The following is a 14,859-nucleotide window of genomic DNA, read 5'->3' as shown; positions in this document are numbered from 1 at the left end:
CCCAATGACCAACAGTACCAACGACTCTCACTCGATCAGGCCGGCTGTTGCCCGCTCCGTCCGCAGCGGCTCGGTCGAGCTGGCGGTGTTCGAGCAGGGCAATCCGACCGGACCGACGCTGGTGCTGGTGCACGGCTGGCCGGACACCCACCAGCTCTGGCAGCACGTGGTGCCGCACCTGACGGACCGGTTCCGGGTGGTCAGCTACGACACCCGCGGCTCGGGCCGGTCCACGGTGCCGACCGCGGTCGCGGACTACCGGCTGGAATTCCTGGCGCAGGACCTGTTCGCGGTGCTCGATGCCGTCAGCCCCGATCGGCCCGTGCACCTGCTGGCCCATGACTGGGGATCGGTGGAGAGCTGGCAGGCGGTGTGCGAGCCGGGCGCCGAGCGCCGGATCGCGTCGTACACCTCCGTCTCGGGGCCCAACCTCGACCACCTGGGAACCTGGCTGCGGGCCGGATTCACCAACCCCACCCCGCGAGGGGTCTACAAGCGCCTGACCCAGGCCGTCGCCTCGGCCTACACGGTGTTGTTCCAGACGCCGGGGCTCGGACCGCTGCCGTTCCGACTCGGCATATCGCGGATCTGGCCGACCTTCCTGCGGTTCTTCGATGGCCTGGACCCGGCGCTCGTGCATCCCGCACCGACCCTGCGCTCGGACATGATCACTGGACTCAAGCGGTACCGGGCCAACATCCGGCCGAAGCTGCGACACCCGGCGGAGCGGCGCACCACGGTTCCGGTCCAGCTGATCCTGAGCACCCGCGACCGCGCGGTGCGTCCCGTCGGCTACGAGGACATCGATCGGTGGGTGCCGGACCTGCGGCGCCGCGAGATCCCGGCCGGTCACTGGTCCCCGATCTCCCACGCGGCCGATCTCGCCCGGCTGAGCGTGGAGTTCGTCGACGCCGTCATCGCTCGGGACAGCGAGGACGGTACCGCCGCCAACTCCTGATCGCGCCACCCAGCTTCCGACCTACCGAAGAGGTCGAAAATGCGCCCACGGGGACGTCAGGGGTGTCATTGGCGGCCCCGACCACGCACGTGACAGTAAGATGGGCCGGGAACCCCGCGGCCGACGCTCGACAGGTCGCGACCGCCTTGGAGACGAGAAGGAGTGCAACCCGCCCGTGGCTGCCCAGAAATCAGACAAGAGCACTCCCAACAAGGACTACGGCGCTTCCTCCATCACCGTTCTCGAGGGGCTCGAGGCGGTGCGCAAGCGCCCCGGCATGTACATCGGTTCCACCGGTGAGCGGGGCCTGCACCACCTGATCTGGGAGGTCGTCGACAACTCGGTCGACGAGGCGATGGCGGGCTACGCCTCGACGGTCGGCGTCACCCTGATGGCCGATGGTGGCATCCAGGTCGTCGACGACGGCCGTGGCATCCCGGTCGCGATGCACGCCTCCGGTGTCCCCACCGTCGAGGTCGTCATGACCCAGCTGCACGCGGGCGGCAAGTTCGACTCGGACTCGTACGCGGTGTCCGGCGGCCTGCACGGCGTCGGCATCTCGGTGGTCAACGCCCTCTCCAGCAAGGTCGAGTTGGAGATCGCGCGCGACGGCCGCGAGTGGTCGCAGACGTACACCTTGGCGGTGCCAGGGGCCCTGGTCGAGGGCGGCGCGACCAACCGCACCGGCACCACCGTTCGGTTCTGGGCGGACCCGGACATCTTCGAGACCACCACCTACAGCGCGGAAACCGTCGCGCGCAGGCTCCAGGAGATGGCGTTCCTCAACAAGGGACTGACCATCACCCTCACCGACGAGCGGATCACCGACGAGGAGGTCGCGGCCGAGGCCGAGTACGACGCTGACGCGGCGAAGGCACCCGAGGTCCAGTCCGTCCGCACCCGGACGTACCACTACCCCGGCGGCCTCGAGGACTACGTGCGGCACATCAACCGCACCAAGCAGTCGATCCACAACTCGGTGGTCGGCTTCACCGCGAAGGGTACCGGCCACGAGCTCGAGGTCGCGATGCAGTGGAACTCCGGTTACTCGGAGTCCGTGCACACCTTCGCCAACACCATCAACACCCACGAGGGCGGCACCCACGAAGAGGGTTTCCGCGCCGCGCTGACCGCGACGGTGAACAAGTACGCCAAGGAGAAGAAGCTCGTCAAGGAGAAGGACCAGGCGCTCTCCGGCGACGACATCCGCGAGGGTCTGGCGGCGATCATCTCGGTGAAGGTCGGCGAGCCGCAGTTCGAGGGGCAGACCAAGACCAAGCTCGGCAACACCGAGGTCAAGTCGTTCGTGCAGAAGGCGTGCAATGAGCACCTCTCGCACTGGCTCGAGTCCAACCCCGCGGACGCCAAGACGATCGTGAACAAGGCCGTCTCCTCGTCGCAGGCCCGGTTGGCGGCCCGCAAGGCCCGCGAGCTGGTCCGCCGCAAGAGCGCGACCGACCTCGGCGGTCTGCCAGGCAAGCTGGCCGACTGCCGGTCCAACGACCCGAGCAAGTCCGAGATCTACATCGTGGAGGGCGACTCCGCAGGCGGCTCGGCGAAGTCCGGCCGCGACTCGATGTACCAGGCGATCCTCCCGCTGCGCGGCAAGATCATCAACGTCGAGAAGGCCCGGATCGACCGCGTCCTCAAGAACAACGAGGTCCAGTCGATCATCACGGCGTTCGGCACCGGCATCCACGACGAGTTCGACCTCGCGAAGCTGCGGTACCACAAGATCGTGCTGATGGCCGACGCCGACGTCGACGGCCAGCACATCTCGACGCTGCTGATGACGCTGCTGTTCCGCTTCATGCGGCCGCTCATCGAGCACGGCCACGTCTACCTCGCGCAGCCGCCGCTGTACAAGCTGAAGTGGCAGCGGTCCGAGCCGGAATTCGCGTACTCCGACCGTGAGCGCGACGGCCTGCTCGAGGCCGGCATGCAGTCGGGCAAGAAGATCAACAAGGACGACGGCATCCAGCGCTACAAGGGCCTCGGCGAGATGAACGCCAAGGAACTGTGGGAGACCACGATGGACCCGAGCGTCCGGGTGCTCCGTCTCGTGACGCTGGACGACGCAGCCGCCGCCGACGAGTTGTTCAGCGTCCTGATGGGCGAGGACGTCGAGGCCCGGCGCAGCTTCATCACCCGAAATGCGAAGGATGTCCGCTTCCTCGACGTCTGATTTCATCCCATCGGCCGGGTCATGCATAGTGATGTGAGTCACAACGCATGACCCGGCTGATTTGGTTGTGGTGCCAGTGGTGTCAGTGATGCCGGTTGCGCCGCAATTTTCTCGGCTTCAACTACCTGTATAACGAAACGATAACTTCTTGGGAACATTCAAATGTCGACGTGTAACGCTTGGGCATCTACACTTCTGTACCGCCTAGGCGTCTGTCTCGACTCGTACCCCGGCGAACTCGCTTTCCGCGATCGGGCGTACGGCACGAATGCAGGCCGTCGTGCCGGACCTGGGAGGAAAGTGAGTTTGCAACATGAACACTGAGACACCGCCGCCGAACAGGCTGTGGAACCTCGATGGATGGCGCCTGCGTTGGAAGGTCACCGCGGTGGTCGCGATCCCGGTCACCGTCGCCATGGTGCTCGGTGCCCTCCGAGTACAGGAAGAGCTCAGCGCCGCCGACCACTTCAGCGAGGCGGCTGACCAGACCTCCATCGTCGCGCCGCTGCTGGCCATGGACACCGCATTCGGTCTGTACGTCGGCGGTGCCATTTCGCGCACGGGATCCCCGTCCGACGCCGAACAGGTCACCGAGATGATGGCCGCGATGCGCGAGACGGCGGCGAACCCCGACCTGGACCCCGCCGTGGTGGCCAACGTGGAACGGTTGATCGCCGAGACCGAGGCGCTCCGTGGGCAGATCGCGAACATGGGCGTCGAGGAGGTCGCGGCCCGCACCGTCGCGATCCAGGACGACGCTGCCAAGACCGTCTCGGATGTCATCTCCCCCATCGGTGACGACACGATCCTCAAAGAGGGGAACCGGCTCGTCGACGCCTGGGCCGCGCAGCGCCGCCTCTTCGGACAGACGATGGCGATCCTCGCGCTCGTCGAGAACCCGAAGGCCCCCAATACCGCGCTGATCTCGGCCAACGGTTCCGAGTTGGCCCTCATCGACGTCCTGGCCCGCTACTTTCCAGAGGACGACCCGACCCTGACCACGCTGCGTCAGGCGGTCAAGGACCGCACCGACATGGTGTCCGCCGCGCCCGCCGGTCAGCCGCCCCTGTTCGAGCTGCGCGATTCGATGATCGCCAGCCAGCAGATCTACACCAACCTGATCAAGAACTCGACGAGCTCGATCACCAACAAGGTCGCCGCGAAGGCGAACGAGACCCGTTCCGCGGCGATGCGCGACGCCGCCGTGGTGCTCGCAACGCTGCTCGCGACGATCGTGCTCGGCCTGTTGGTGGCCCGATCGCTGATCCGCCCGATCCGCCGACTCCGGCGCGGGGCGCTCCAGGTGGCGAACGAGGACCTTCCGAAGGCGATCGAGCAGATCAAGGTCGGCGACGTCACGGCGGTGACCGAATTCGAACCGATTCCGGTGCACACCAACGAGGAGATCGGACAGCTCGCTCGCGCCGTCGACGACATGCACGGTCAGGCGCTCAAGCTCGCAGGCGAGCAGGCACACCTGCGCCTGCAGATCGGCGACATGTTCGAGACCCTCGCCCGGCGCAGCAAGTCGCTCGTCGACCAGCAGCTCGGTCTGATCGAGAACCTGGAGTTCGAGGAGAAGGACCCCAAGCGGTTGGAGAGCCTGTTCCGGCTCGACCACCTCGCCGCCCGCATGCGCAGGAACGGCGAGAACCTGCTGATCCTCTCGGGCACCAGGACCCGACGCGGCCATTCCGCCCCGGTTCAGGTCGGTGACGTCGTGCGCGCCGCGATGTCCGAGGTCGAGGACTACCAGCGGGTCGAGGTCAAGGCCACGCCGCAGGGCGCGATCAGCGGCGCCGTCGCCATCGACGTCGTGCACCTGCTCGCCGAGCTGCTGGACAACTCGCTGCGGGCGTCCCCGCCGGACAGCAAGGTGACCTTCAACTTCGCGCGTGCCGTCGACGGCGGGCTCCTGCTCGAGATCACGGACCGCGGAATCGGTATCCCCGCGGCGGAGATGGCGGTGATCAACGACCGCCTCGCCTCGGGTGGCGAGGTGAGCCCCGAGACGGCCCGCCACATGGGTCTGTTCGTGGCCAGCCGGCTCGCGGACCACCACGGCCTGACGGTGCGGATGCGACCGACCTTCGACACCGTCCGCAACCAGGGCGTGACGGTCAGTGTGCACGTCCCGCACAGCGCACTCGTCTCGCCGATGTCGATGGGGATGACGGGTCCACAGGGAGCGGTCGATTCCGACGGTTACCCCGTCACCGGGGAACAGCCCGCCGTTGCGGAACCTGCCGTCCCGGTCACCGTCACCGTGGGTCCGGGACCGCTGACCACTGGTCCGATCGGGCTGCCGCAGCGCACTCCGGCCGAGCCGAACGGGCTGCCGCAGCGCACTCCGGCCGAGCCCAATGGCCTGCCGCAGCGCACTCCGGCCGAGCCCAACGGGCTGCCGCAGCGCGCCCCGGCCGAGCCCAACGGGCTGCCGCGGCGGACTCCGGCGATGCTGGGTGTTCTGGCGCAGCGCGCTTCGGCCGCACAGGAGGGTCTGCCTCAGGGCAGCCCGTCCGCACCGAGCCCGTCCGCACCGAGCCCGTCGCCGCAGCCGAGTCCGCTGGCCCCGACCGCCGGTCTCCCGCAACGGACCCCCGGTGCGAGCGGTCTGCCGCAGCGCACTCCCGGTGCGACAACCGGTCTGCCCCAGCTCAATCCGGAGGTGAGCGCTCCGGCTCCGGCTCCTGTGCCCACCCCGGACGTCGAATTTGCGCCCGCCGAACCGGCCGCGAGGGCGGAGGGGATGGAGCCCGCGGGCACCACTCAGCACCGCTACCGCGTCAACCCGCAGAAGACCGCGTCGTTCTTCCAGCCGCGCGCGAATGTCGAGCCGCTGCGCCCGATCCTGCACCCGCAGGAGACCACGCCGATCTTCAGCGGCATGGTCGAGACCGGCATCGTCTCGGACTGGTTGGCGACGCCGACGCCGGGGGAGGGCAGCAAGAACTGGACCTCGGCCGCGGACGAGGGCTGGAACGCCGCACAGCGCGCCAGCGCCCCTCGTGTGGAGGCTCACACCGAGTCCGGACTCCCACAGCGGCAGCCGGGACACCAGTTGGTTCCGGGTGGAGTCAACGGGGCTGACAAGATCACTGCCAAGCTGCGCGACCCGGACGCCATCCGCGAGAAGCTCAGCCGCCACCAAAAGGGCATCCGCGACGGTCGTGCCGCCAGCCATGCCGAACGCAACAGCATCTAAGGAGACAGATGAACATGGATCAGGGATCCGCGCTCAACATGGATCAGGGATCCGCGGGCGGCTACTCGCTCGATTGGTTGGTTTCGAACTTCGCGCGTGAGGTGCCGGGCGTCTCGCACGCCGTGCTGGTGTCGGCGGACGGCCTGCTCATGGCCGGAAGTGCGCACCTGCCGCTGGACCGCGCCGAGCAGCTTGCGGCGGTCACGTCGGGGCTGGCGAGCCTGTCGGCCGGGGTCTCCCGGCTGTTCGAGGGCGGCGGCGTCCTCCAGTCCGTCGTCGAGATGCAGCACGGGTACCTGCTGCTGATGAGCGTCGGCGACGGCTCGCACCTCGCCACGCTGACGTCGTCGGGTTGCGACATCGGCCAGGTCGGTTACGAGATGGCGCTCCTGGTCGATCGCGTCGGCGCCTCGGTGCAGGCGACGCCGCGAGCCGGTATCGGGACCTGATTCCGAGGTGGCCATGGACGAGCAGCACAACGCAGAGACGGGGACCGGGCCCAGCCTGGTCCGGCCGTACTCCCTCACATCAGGGCGCACGAAACCCGCGGTGGAGCTGGCGCTGGAGGCGCTGATCCAGGTTTTGCCCGATCCGGAGAACCGGAACTGGGAGCTGGGCGACATCGAGGCGACCATCGTGGTGTTGTGCGCGCAATCGCCCTCGCTCGCGGAGATCGCCGCCCGGGTTGGCGTCCCCATCGGGGTGGCGCGCGTGCTGGTGGCGGACCTCGTCGAGGCCGGCCACCTGCGAATCCTGGCCACTCTGCAAGAAGACGCGAGCGACAGCGAGCGTCGGGAACTCATCGAAAGGGTCCTCGGTGGACTTCGCCAAATCTAGCGCCCAGCAGAATCGGGTCACCTCGACAAAGATCGTGATCGCCGGCGGATTCGGCGTGGGCAAGACAACCCTGGTCGGGGCCGTCTCCGAGATCGTGCCGCTCCGGACCGAGGCGCTGGTGACGAACGCCTCCGACGGCGTCGACAACCTCACCGGGGTACCGCAGAAGGCCACCACGACCGTCGCGATGGACTTCGGCCGCATCAGCCTGGCCGACGACCTGGTCCTGTACCTGTTCGGGACGCCGGGACAGCACCGGTTCTGGTTCATGTGGGACGACCTGATCCGCGGCGCCATCGGCGCGATCGTGCTGATCGACACCCGCAGGCTCGACGAGAGCTTCGCCGCCGTCGATTTCTTCGAGGCCCGCAAGCTGCCGTTCCTGGTGGCGGTCAACGAGTTCGACGATGCACCGCGGTACCCGCTCGAGGACATCCGGCAGGCGCTCGCGGTGTCGGCCGATGTGCCGATCATGTCCATCGACGCCCGCGATCGGGAGTCGGCCAAGGGCGGATTGGTCGCGATCACCGAGTACGCCCTGCGTCGGCTTGGTCAGCCGGTCGGGTAACACTGTTCTCTCCTGTTTCGGTGCCGCGATGCGCGGCGCCGACCCCGGCCTCCCGTCCTCGACGGGGGGCCGGTTCCGACTTCGGGTGACCCGGCGATCGACCGGTCGACCTGCGGACTCGAGCGCTGTCGCGGTGTGTTCACCGTGGTAACTGCCGACAATCCGCGAGTGATGCCGGGTCTAGCTGACCTGCACCTATAGACTCGGGTGGTTGCGCGACATCCTGCGAGGCGGCCAGTCCGCGAGGAGACGCGAAGCCGAGTAGAAGAGGAGCTCATGACCGACACCACGTTGCCGCCTGAGGGGACGGGGCACGACCGCATCGAGCCCGTCGACATTCAGCAAGAGATGCAGAGCAGCTACATCGACTACGCGATGAGCGTGATCGTGGGCCGTGCTCTGCCGGACGTGCGCGACGGCCTCAAGCCCGTGCACCGCCGCGTGCTCTATGCGATGTACGACAACGGGTACCGCCCGGACCGCGGCTACGTGAAATCCGCGCGACCGGTCGCCGACACGATGGGTAACTACCACCCGCACGGCGACACCTCGATCTACGACACCCTGGTCCGTATGGCCCAGCCGTGGTCGCTGCGTTACCCGCTCGTCGACGGCCAGGGCAACTTCGGCTCCCGTGGCAACGACGGCGCGGCCGCGATGCGTTACACCGAGTGCAGGCTCACGCCGCTCGCGATGGAGATGCTCCGCGAAATCGACCACGACACCGTCGATTTCGCGCCGAACTACGACGGCAAGACGCAAGAGCCGACGGTTCTCCCCAGCCGTATCCCCAACCTGTTGATCAATGGTTCCGGCGGTATCGCCGTCGGTATGGCCACCAACATCCCGCCGCACAACCTGCGCGAGGTCGCGGAGGCCATCTACTGGGCGCTCGAGAACTACGAGGCCGACGAGGAAGCCACCCTGGCGGCGGTGATGGAGCGGATCAAGGGACCGGACTTCCCGACCGCGGGCCTGATCGTCGGCGGCCAGGGCATCAGCGACGCGTACCACACCGGCCGCGGCTCGGTCCGGATGCGCGGCGTGGTGGAGATCGAGGAGGACGCCAAGGGGCGCACCACGATCGTGATCACCGAGCTGCCCTACCAGGTGAACCCGGACAACCTGATCACCTCGATCGCCGAGCAGGTGCGGGACGCGAAGATCGCAGGCATCTCCGACATCCACGACGAGTCCTCGGACCGCGTCGGCATGCGGATCGTCGTCACCGTCAAGCGCGACGCGGTGGCGAAGGTGGTGCTGAACAACCTCTACAAGCACACCCAGCTGCAGACCAGCTTCGGCTGCAACATGCTCTCCATCGTCGACGGGGTGCCGCGCACCCTGCGGCTGGATCAGATGATCCGTCTCTACACCACGCACCAGCTCGAAGTGATCGTCCGGCGCACCAGGTACCTGCTGCGCAAGGCGGAGGAGCGGGCCCACATCCTGCGCGGCCTGGTCAAGGCGCTCGACGCGCTCGACGAGGTCATCGCGCTCATCCGGGCGTCGCAGACCGTCGACATCGCCAGGGCCGGACTGATCGAGCTGCTCACCGTCGACGATATCCAGGCCGACGCCATCCTCGCGATGCAGCTGCGCCGCCTCGCGGCCCTCGAGCGTCAGAAGATCATCGACGAACTCGCCGAGATCGAGCGCGAGATCGCGGACTACCAGGACATCCTGGCCAAGCCGGAGCGTCAGCGAGCGATCGTGCGCGACGAGCTCAAGGAGATCGTCGACAAGTACGGCGACGACCGGCGCACCCGCATCATCGCGGCCGACGGCGACGTCAACGACGAGGACCTGATCGCCCGCGAGGACGTGGTGGTCACCATCACCGAGACCGGTTACGCCAAGCGCACCAAGACCGATCTCTACCGGTCGCAGAAGCGCGGCGGCAAGGGTGTCCAGGGCGCCGGGCTCAAGCAGGACGACATCGTCAAGCACTTCTTCGTCAGCTCGACCCACGACTGGATCCTGTTCTTCACCACGAAGGGCCGGGTGTACCGGGCGAAGGCCTACGAGCTGCCCGAGGCCAGCCGCACCGCACGCGGCCAGCACGTCGCGAACCTGCTCGCCTTCCAGCCGGACGAGCGGATCGCCCAGATCATCCAGATCAAGACCTACGAGGACGCGCCGTACCTGGTGCTCGCCACCCGCAACGGCCTGGTCAAGAAGTCGAAGCTGACCGACTTCGATTCCAACCGCAGCGGTGGCATCGTCGCGGTGAACCTGCGCGGCGAGGACGAGCTGGTCGGTGCCGTGCTCGCCTCCTCGGAGGACGATCTGCTGCTGGTGTCGGCGCAGGGTCAGTCGATCCGCTTCTCCGCCACCGATGAGGCGCTGCGGCCGATGGGTCGCGCCACCTCCGGCGTGCAGGGCATGCGCTTCAACGGCGACGACGAACTGCTCTCGCTGAACGTCGTGCGTGACGGCACCTATCTCCTGGTCGCGACCTCGGGTGGGTACTCGAAGCGCACCGCCATGGAGGACTACCCGGTCCAGGGCCGCGGCGGCAAGGGCGTGCTGACCATTCAGTACGACAAGCGCCGTGGCACCCTGGTCGGAGCGCTCATCGTCGACGACGACGACGAGCTCTACGCCATCACCTCCGGCGGGGGAGTGATCCGCACCGCGGCCAAGCAGGTGCGGAAGGCCGGCCGACAGACCAAGGGCGTGCGGTTGATGAATCTCGGGGACGGTGACACCCTGCTCGCGATCGCGCGCAACGCCGATGAACCCGATGAGTCCGACACCGCCGCGAGTGACGGATCGAAGGAGTCTTAGTGAGCACTCCCAACCAGCCCAGCAGCGACCGGCAGGGGCCACCTGCCGGTCCGGGCGCTCAGCCGCAGGCAGGTAAGCCGGAGGGGGCGAACGGGACTCCGTCACCGGCGCCGTCGACCCCGGCGCCCGCCAAGCCCGACGCACCGGCGCCTGCCAAGCCCGACGCTCCGGCGGCGTCGGCACCGGGACAGCCCGCCGCCCCCGCGCAGCAGGCCCCCGGCAAAGCTCCCGGCCAGGACCGGCCGGCCCCGCCCGCACAGGGCACGGGCCAGACACCGCCGCGCCCGCAGGGGCAGGCGCCGCAGGGGCAGCAGCCGACCGGGCCGTCCCGTCCGGCCCAGGTTCCGCCGTCCGGCACGACACCGGGGACGCCCGCGCAGGGATCGCGGCCCGCAGGTGCTCCGCCGCAGGGCGGTGCCGCCCCGGCCGCGCCGCAGGGTGGTCGGCCGACCCAGGCTCCGACTCAGGCCCCGGGCCAGCGTCCCCAGCAGAACGGCGGCCAGGCCAACGGTGCAGGCACTCGGCCGGGTGCCCCGGCCGGCGCGCCTGGCACCCGTCCGGCGTCGCCCGCCGGTGGTGCCGCGACGCGTCCGGGTGCCCCCGCGGGTGCGCCGGGTACACGCCCGGCATCGCCCACGAGCGGTCCGGGTGCTCGGCCCGCGACGCCCGCAGGTGGTCCGGCAACGCGTCCGGGCGCTTCGGCAGGCGCACCCGCCACGCGTCCGGTCTCGACCCCGAGCGGCCAGGGCGCCCGTCCCGGTGCTCCTGCAGCCGGTAAGCCCGCGGCGGGAGCCCCGTCGGGGGACGACGCGGTGAAGACGGCCCGCAAGGAGGCCGCCAAGGCCAAGTCGGCGGTGATCGACGGCCCCACCCGGCACATCGACCGCTCCGATCTGGCGAAGGACCTGCCGGACCTGTCCGCGGTCAAGCATCCGCTGCCAGGCGACGCCCCCGCGGCGGCAGCAGGCGCGGGCCCCAAGACGGGTGCGCAGCCCGCGCTCGTGGCGGTGCCGATCGATGCGGTCGCGGGCGACCCGTTGCGCGCGACCATCCAGGTGCGCAAGGTCGATCCCTGGTCGACACTCAAGGTGTCCCTGGTGATCTCGGTGGCGCTGTTCTTCGTGTGGATGTTCGCCGTCGGATTCCTGTACGTCGTGCTCGACGGCATGGGTGTCTGGGATCGCCTGAACAACGCCTTCACCGACATCGTGTCGGAGACGGGCGACGAGGGCCTTGTCAGCGCGGGACAGGTGTTCGGCTACGCCGCGCTGATCGGTGCCATCAACGTGGTGCTCTTCACCGCCCTCGCGACCATCGGATCGTTCATCTACAACCTCTGCACGGACCTTGTCGGTGGGGTCGAAGTGACCCTCGCCGACCGCGACTGACCAGGGGTTTCGGTTCCCCGCCGGGCCGGTTTTGGTCGCGGCCGGTCGGTGGGGTAATCTCATGCCTCGGTTCAGGGAGACAAGTTCGATGCGTCCCCCGGACCGAGGTTAAGGGCCTATAGCTCAGGCGGTTAGAGCGCTTCCCTGATAAGGAAGAGGTCGGAGGTTCAAGTCCTCCTAGGCCCACTCCCCGTGCCGACGAAGGGTTCGAGCATGAAGGTACTGCTTCTCGCGGCAGCCGTTGTGACCGTTCTCTTCGGGCTGACGAAGCTGCGGTCGCAGCGCCGCAGCCAGGATGTATGGCACGAGGTCACCAGCCGCTAGCGCGGACGGGGCCTTAGCTCAGTTGGTAGAGCGCTGCCTTTGCAAGGCAGATGTCAGGAGTTCGAATCTCCTAGGCTCCACAGCAGGAACACAATCGGATACAGCGTCACATCAACACCCCTCACTCTCCGGTGGGGGGTGTTTTTCGCTGTGCGGGCAAAGGTCACAAGCGGATCGCATGCCGGGGCAAGTTCATCGAATTGTGTTTGAGATCACATGAGCTCGACTACTGTTCGGCTGGGGGAAATCGCAACCGAACCCGGGAGTCGACATGAAACTCAGGAAGATTGTCGCCACTGCACTGTTCGTGACGGCCGCGATGGGCGCCGGGGCGGTCACCGCGCACGCCGACCCAGCCGCGCTGGTCGGTGCCCACATGCAAGGCAGGGATCAGGGCGTCGGTTACAGCACGGGACTCACGCCGGGCGGGAACTCGGTTGTCACGTTGCTCGACGCGGGCGTGTTCCGGGTCTCCGGCGACGGGACCGGGGTCAGCGTGCTCCGGGACGACGGATCGTCCATCGGCACGATTCCCCTCGCATACCGGGTCAACGGTGAGACGCACTCGATAGCGCCCGTGATCGGTGACGGCGGCCGGACCCTGACTCTGACGCCGATGCTGCTTCCGCCGATCGTCCAACCGGTCGCCTGGGACAACCCCGCGGACCAACAGCGCCTGATGGGGGAGATCCAGAAGGCCCAGATGGGCGGGATCGTCGGGCAGACCGTCGGCGGGATCATCGGGCTCCTCGTGGGCTGCGTGGTGGGCGTGCTCGCCGGTTGTTTCCCCGGATCGATCATCGGCTCGCTGATCGGCGGCGTGATCGGGCTGGACATGGTCGGCGGGGAACCGCTGCGGGCGGCGTTCTTCAACTTCGTCGGGCCGCTTCCGACCCTGCCGGGGATGCCGGCACCCGCGGCGCCCTGATCCGCGCCCGCGCAGCAACACACGGCAAACACACAGCCCGCGATCAGCTCCTGGTCGCGGGCTGTGCGCTGTGTGCATCGCCGAGTGTGCAGCTATCGGGGTAAACGTCGAGAGGGGCGGACGGTAGCTGCACACTCCGACGGCGTAGACGGTGCCTGTGCAATTGTGAACAAACCTGTGCAGCAATTGGTTTCGGTACCGCGCGGTCGGATGTCCGAGAGCCCGAATCGGCCAGACCGTCGCGCGAAAAGTATGTGTTACCGTGCGTTCGGCTTCGTGTTCGGAGTCAACGAACACGGGGCGGAGTCGACGGTGGACAAGAGTGTGCGCGCAATCGGGTGGCGGGGTGCGGTCGTGGCGGCGGCCCTGTCGGTGGTCGTAGCCGCGATCGCGGCGCCCACCGCGGCGGCGGCGCCCGCGGACTTCTACACGCCGCCTGCCGACCTGACTGCGAGCGCACCCGGCGACCTGATCCGCAGCGAGCCGTCCGAACTCGCGCTCCGGGTGCCGGGAACCGACGGAGCGTTCCCCGCCGACGGACGGCGCCTCATGTACCGCAGCACGGACGCGAACGGCGCGGCCAACGCGGTCACCGGCACCTACCTCGACCCGCAGCGGCCGTGGGAGGGTCCCGGCCCCCGGCCCCTGGTCAGCCTCGCGGTCGGCACCCATGGCCAGGGGGACCAGTGCGCCCCCTCCAAGCTGCTGAACCAGCTCCTGACCTACGAGGCGCCGATCGGGTTGATGACCGAGTACGAGGTGCTCGGCATCAACGCACTGTTGCTGCAGGGCATCGCCGTCGTCGTCACCGACTACGACGGCCTGGGCACGCCGGGCATGCACACCTACGTCAACCGCGCGGCCGAGGCGCACGCGGTGCTGGACGCGGCCAGGGCCGCCAGGAACCTGCCCGACACCTCGATCACCCCGGCGGGCCCGGTCGGATTCTGGGGATACTCGCAGGGTGGCGGCGCAGCGGCGGCCGCGGCCGAGCTCGCCGCCGACTACGCGCCGGAACTGCAGGTGAAGGGCACCTACGCCGGGGCGCCGCCCGCGGACCTCGCCGCGACCCTGGCGCAGATCGACGGTTCCTTCCTCACCGGCGCGATCGGCTACGCGATCAACGGCCTGTCCCAGGCCTACCCGGAATCCCGGCCGCTCATCGAGGCGGAGCTCAACGACAAGGGCAAGGCGATGCTGGCGGAGACGCGGAACTACTGCGTCGTCGAGACAGGTGCGCGCTTCGCCTTCCAGAAGACCGGCGAGTACACCCGCAGCGGCGAATCGCTCTCCGTGGTGCTCGACCGGCTGCCGCTGGCGAAGGAACTGCTGGAGCGACAGCGGATCGGTACGCGGACGCCGTCGGGACCGGTGCTGATCCAGTCCGGCAACCACGACGACGTGGTGCCCTTCGGTCAGGCCGAACAGCTGGCCGGGGCCTGGTGCGGTCGCGGTGCGACGGTGCAGTTCACCGAGAACCCGCTCCCGAGCGTCCTGCCGGGCTCCGTGATAAACCACGCTGCGCCGCTGGTCCTCGGCCTGCCCGAGGCACTGACCTACATGGTCGACCGGTTCCACGATCGACCGGCGCCGAGCACCTGTTCGTCCTGACGCCTTCTGGCCCTCCGGTAGCAGGGGCCACCGATACCGTGGGGTGATGTGCGGCCGTCGCCGCT

11 protein-coding genes and 2 tRNA genes are annotated in these 14,859 nt (G+C 68.5%); all 13 read left to right on the top strand.

The features are described from left to right. Positions 1-4: 4 nt before the first annotated feature. The 13 genes from FCG67_RS04005 to FCG67_RS03950 all read left to right on the top strand — a co-directional run bounded on the left by FCG67_RS04005 (position 5) and on the right by FCG67_RS03950 (position 14,794). On the top strand, positions 5-958 hold the full coding sequence (locus FCG67_RS04005; RefSeq protein WP_136907378.1) for an alpha/beta fold hydrolase: 954 nt from the start codon (positions 5-7) through the stop codon (positions 956-958). 175 nt (positions 959-1,133) lie between these two features. After that, positions 1,134-3,143 carry a DNA topoisomerase (ATP-hydrolyzing) subunit B gene (gene gyrB, locus FCG67_RS04000; RefSeq protein ID WP_136907376.1) on the top strand — a complete coding sequence of 670 codons (2,010 nt, stop codon included), beginning with the start codon at positions 1,134-1,136 and terminating at the stop codon, positions 3,141-3,143. Positions 3,144-3,456: 313 nt separating this feature from the next. Continuing rightward, positions 3,457-6,348, top strand: a complete 2,892-nt coding sequence (locus FCG67_RS03995; RefSeq protein WP_136907374.1) for an ATP-binding protein — start codon at positions 3,457-3,459, stop codon at positions 6,346-6,348. A 38-nt stretch (positions 6,349-6,386) separates the two neighbouring features. Further along, positions 6,387-6,797, top strand: coding sequence for a roadblock/LC7 domain-containing protein (locus FCG67_RS03990; protein WP_077044018.1), 411 nt, complete (start codon positions 6,387-6,389; stop codon positions 6,795-6,797). Positions 6,798-6,810: 13 nt separating this feature from the next. Then, positions 6,811-7,185 carry a DUF742 domain-containing protein gene (locus FCG67_RS03985; RefSeq protein WP_077044017.1) on the top strand — a complete coding sequence of 125 codons (375 nt, stop codon included), beginning with the start codon at positions 6,811-6,813 and terminating at the stop codon, positions 7,183-7,185. Continuing rightward, positions 7,166-7,753, top strand: coding sequence for a GTP-binding protein (locus FCG67_RS03980; protein WP_097210741.1), 588 nt, complete (start codon positions 7,166-7,168; stop codon positions 7,751-7,753). The genes FCG67_RS03985 and FCG67_RS03980 overlap by 20 nt, the downstream gene beginning before the upstream one ends. 276 nt (positions 7,754-8,029) lie before the next feature. Next, the gene (gene gyrA / locus FCG67_RS03975; RefSeq protein WP_136907372.1) at positions 8,030-10,543 is read left to right on the top strand and encodes a DNA gyrase subunit A; all 2,514 of its coding nucleotides are present in this window, start codon (positions 8,030-8,032) and stop codon (positions 10,541-10,543) included. Then, the gene (locus FCG67_RS03970) at positions 10,543-11,931 is read left to right on the top strand and encodes a DUF3566 domain-containing protein (protein WP_136907370.1); all 1,389 of its coding nucleotides are present in this window, start codon (positions 10,543-10,545) and stop codon (positions 11,929-11,931) included. The genes gyrA and FCG67_RS03970 overlap by 1 nt, the downstream gene beginning before the upstream one ends. Positions 11,932-12,043: 112 nt before the next feature. After that, positions 12,044-12,117 (top strand) — tRNA-Ile (locus tag FCG67_RS03965). Between the two features lie 27 nt (positions 12,118-12,144). Beyond that, a complete protein-coding gene (locus FCG67_RS25155; protein WP_209927981.1) occupies positions 12,145-12,255 on the top strand; it encodes a DLW-39 family protein in 111 nt (36 codons plus the stop codon). A gap of 7 nt (positions 12,256-12,262) precedes the next feature. Beyond that, positions 12,263-12,335 (top strand) — tRNA-Ala (locus FCG67_RS03960). 191 nt (positions 12,336-12,526) lie between these two features. After that, the gene (locus FCG67_RS03955) at positions 12,527-13,183 is read left to right on the top strand and encodes a DUF8020 domain-containing protein (RefSeq protein WP_136907368.1); all 657 of its coding nucleotides are present in this window, start codon (positions 12,527-12,529) and stop codon (positions 13,181-13,183) included. Positions 13,184-13,507: 324 nt separating this feature from the next. Then, positions 13,508-14,794 carry a lipase family protein gene (locus FCG67_RS03950; RefSeq protein ID WP_425467797.1) on the top strand — a complete coding sequence of 429 codons (1,287 nt, stop codon included), beginning with the start codon at positions 13,508-13,510 and terminating at the stop codon, positions 14,792-14,794. Positions 14,795-14,859 lie beyond the last annotated feature (65 nt).

The sequence above is a fragment of the Rhodococcus oryzae genome, assembly GCF_005049235.1.
Taxonomy (GTDB): Bacteria; Actinomycetota; Actinomycetes; order Mycobacteriales; family Mycobacteriaceae; genus Rhodococcus_G; species Rhodococcus_G oryzae.
This window is presented reverse-complemented; position numbering and strand designations above follow the sequence as displayed.

Excerpts from the sequence above, each read along its gene's own strand:
- FCG67_RS04005 (WP_136907378.1), top strand. The coding sequence starts at position 5 with ATGACCAACAGTACCAACGACTCTCACTCGATCAGGCCGGCTGTTGCC.
- FCG67_RS03995 (WP_136907374.1), top strand. The coding sequence starts at position 3,457 with ATGAACACTGAGACACCGCCGCCGAACAGGCTGTGGAACCTCGATGGA.
- FCG67_RS03990 (WP_077044018.1), top strand. The coding sequence starts at position 6,387 with ATGGATCAGGGATCCGCGGGCGGCTACTCGCTCGATTGGTTGGTTTCG.
- FCG67_RS03985 (WP_077044017.1), top strand. The coding sequence starts at position 6,811 with ATGGACGAGCAGCACAACGCAGAGACGGGGACCGGGCCCAGCCTGGTC.
- gyrA (WP_136907372.1), top strand. The coding sequence starts at position 8,030 with ATGACCGACACCACGTTGCCGCCTGAGGGGACGGGGCACGACCGCATC.
- FCG67_RS25155 (WP_209927981.1), top strand. The coding sequence starts at position 12,145 with ATGAAGGTACTGCTTCTCGCGGCAGCCGTTGTGACCGTTCTCTTCGGG.
- FCG67_RS03955 (WP_136907368.1), top strand. The coding sequence starts at position 12,527 with ATGAAACTCAGGAAGATTGTCGCCACTGCACTGTTCGTGACGGCCGCG.